Annotated in this window: 2 protein-coding genes; one reads left to right on the top strand and one right to left on the bottom strand. The window is 49.5% G+C overall.

The window, feature by feature from the left end; translation table 11 throughout:
• Window positions 1-88 precede the first annotated feature (88 nt).
• Window positions 89-1,174, bottom strand: a complete 1,086-nt coding sequence (gene leuB / locus QUB14_RS25185) for a 3-isopropylmalate dehydrogenase (protein ID WP_333043089.1) — start codon at window positions 1,172-1,174, stop codon at window positions 89-91.
• Between the two features lie 210 nt (window positions 1,175-1,384).
• Between leuB and QUB14_RS25180 the strand changes: the two genes are divergently transcribed.
• Complete coding sequence (locus tag QUB14_RS25180; protein ID WP_333220394.1) at window positions 1,385-2,590, top strand: DUF4336 domain-containing protein; 1,206 nt, start codon at window positions 1,385-1,387, stop codon at window positions 2,588-2,590.
• The last annotated feature ends 163 nt before the right edge of the window (window positions 2,591-2,753 follow it).

The raw sequence follows: 2,753 nt of genomic DNA, 5'->3' as shown, positions 1-2,753 counted from the left end.
GGGATTTTAAAATCCCAAAAGCCTTTCGACCCCAATTATTTGACTGCTACCCCTTGACAGGTCAAGACAGTATCTACCAGACCATTGATCAACCTTGCAAAACTTCAATTAAAGCATTGCCCATTGCCCGACAGCCAACGAGTTTCATGCCTTCCGACATGATATCGCCAGTGCGATAACCTCGATCCAAAACTTCGACAACGGCTTGCTCGATTTTATTAGCAGCTTCCGGCTGATTTAAGGCGTAGCGCAGCATCATTGCCGCACTCAAAACTTGGGCGATGGGATTTGCTTTATCTTGTCCGGCGATGTCTGGTGCGGAACCGTGCACGGGTTCAAAAACTCCCGGCCCGCTTGCTCCCAAACTAGCAGAAGGCAGCATTCCAATACTACCAGTTAGCATCGCCGCCGCATCGGAAAGAATGTCGCCGAATAAATTGCCAGTGACAATTGTATCGAACTGTTTGGGCCAGCGAATTAACTGCATGGCTGCGTTGTCAACGTAGAGGTGAGAAAGTTCGACATCAGGGTATTCTGAAGAAAGGGCAATAATACGATCGCGCCACAGTTGCGAAACGTCCAAAACATTCGCTTTATCAACGGAACACAGCCTTTTCCCCCGCTTCCTGGCCGTCTCAAAAGCCACTCGCCCGATTCTGTCAATTTCTGACTCGGTGTAAGCCATCGTATTAACGCCGCGTTTTTCCCCTGTTTCCGTCTCAAAAATACCTTTCGGTTTGCCGAAATAAATGCCACCTGTGAGTTCGCGGATTACCATAATATCCACGCCTTCGACAACTTCCCGTTTCAAACTAGAAGCATCAACCAATTGCGGTAAAATAGTCGCAGGACGCAAATTTGCAAACAATCCCAATCCGGCGCGCAGTCCTAATAATCCCGTTTCCGGTCGCTGTTCGCGGGGCAAATTATCCCACTTGTAACCGCCAATTGCTGCTAACAATACTGCATCGCAGTTGCGGCATTTTTCCAGTGTTTCTTCGGGCAGCGGATTGCCTGTTGCGTCAATAGCAGCGCCGCCCATTAAAGCTTCTTGAAATTCAAAGCCGATGTCCAATTGTTGGCCGACAAGTTTCAGGACATCTACCGCCACAGCGATAATTTCAGGGCCGATGCCGTCTCCTGGTAAAAGAGTGATGCGGTAGTTTTGAGTCATATCTAGTAAGTTGAGAAATTTTTGCGAGCTTATCATTGTATCAGGACAAGTCAGCTAAAAATTCATTCTCGATCTCTTAGTCCGCAGAGGCAGACTTCGTTTGACTCTTAAGCGGTTTCAACCGCCGATTGATAAAGACGATAACTTAATCTATAACTAACAATAGTTCGATCGCACGCACGTACAAAAAAATCGGCAAGGAGTCGCGCAGTGGCAGAGGGCGAAGGCATACCAACATCAGCACAGATTGATTCTCGGGACTATTCTTGGGCCTTTTGGCCGGTCGTCCCCCTCTATCCCTACAGCAAGCGGCGCACCATCCGCAAGGAAATAGTTAAAGATACAATCTGGACTTTTGACCAGCTACAAGGCATTTTCTACGTAGTCGTCCCGATTCGGATGACAGTAATTAAATTAGAACCCGAAGGCCTTCTCGTCTACGCCCCCGTTGCACCGACTCCTGAGTGCATCCGCTTGGTAAAGGAGTTAGTAGCAGAGCACGGCGAGGTTAAGTACATCCTGCTGACAACGGTTTCGGGGATCGAGCACAAAGTTTTTGTCGGCCCCTTTGCGAGGTGTTTTCCCGAAGCGCAGGTGTTGGTGGCGCCCCAGCAGTGGAGTTTCCCCGTGAATTTGCCGCTGAGTTGGCTGGGTGTGCCCGCGAAACGCACGTCTGTACTGCCCTTTGACAGCAGCAACACGCCGTTAGCCGCTCAATTTGACTGGGCAATTCTCGGCCCCCTCGACCTCGGTTTGGGCAGATTTGCAGAAGTTGCGTTATTTCACAGGCGATCGCGCACGCTGATGCTAACAGATTCCATAGTTTCGATTCCCGAAAATCCGCCCGCGATCGTCCAACTCGACTCGTACCCGCTGCTGTTTCACGCCAAAGACAGCGCCTTGGACACGGTAGCAGACACCCACGAAAATCGGCGCAAAGGGTGGCAGAGAATCGCCTTATTTGCCATGTATTTTACGCCTAGCGTGCTGGAAGTGCCGCGGTGGTCGGAGGTATTTGCCAGGGCGCGCCAAGCGCCAGAACGCTCTAGAAAAGCTTATTTCGGATTGTATCCGTTCAAGTGGAAAACACATTGGGAGCGATCGTTTGAGGCTTTGCGGGGAGGAGGGCGGTTGTTTGTGGCGCCGATTTTGCAGACATTGATTCTCAACCGCGCGCCGAGGGAAACTCTCGATTGGGTGGATAAAGTGGCGAGTTGGGACTTTCAAAAGATTGTACCTTGTCACTTCGATAGTGCGATCGACTCCCGGCCGCGTGAATTTCGGCAAGCATTCTCGTTTCTGGAAAAACACTCGCCTGTTAATTCTTTACCCGAAGACGATTTTAAATTGCTCAGGCAGATTGATGCCGGCTTGAATAAAATTGGTGTTGTGCCACCGGCTAAAGACAAGGTTTAATCTTACATCTTGCACTATTGTTAAGAACAGGCAAGATGCCTGTTCCACAATAAAATTGAGTTTTGTGGAACGGGCATCTTGCCCGTTGCGAAACAGGTAATTGAGAATAGTGCAACATCTCAGTTTAATCTTACATCTTGCACCATTCTCAAGAACAGGCAAG

Origin of the sequence: Microcoleus sp. B3-D2 (assembly GCF_036705345.1) — a bacterium.
Lineage (GTDB): Bacteria > Cyanobacteriota > Cyanobacteriia > Cyanobacteriales > Microcoleaceae > Microcoleus.
The sequence above is the reverse complement of the archived record's forward strand: the minus strand, read 5'-3'. Positions and strand labels throughout refer to the sequence as shown.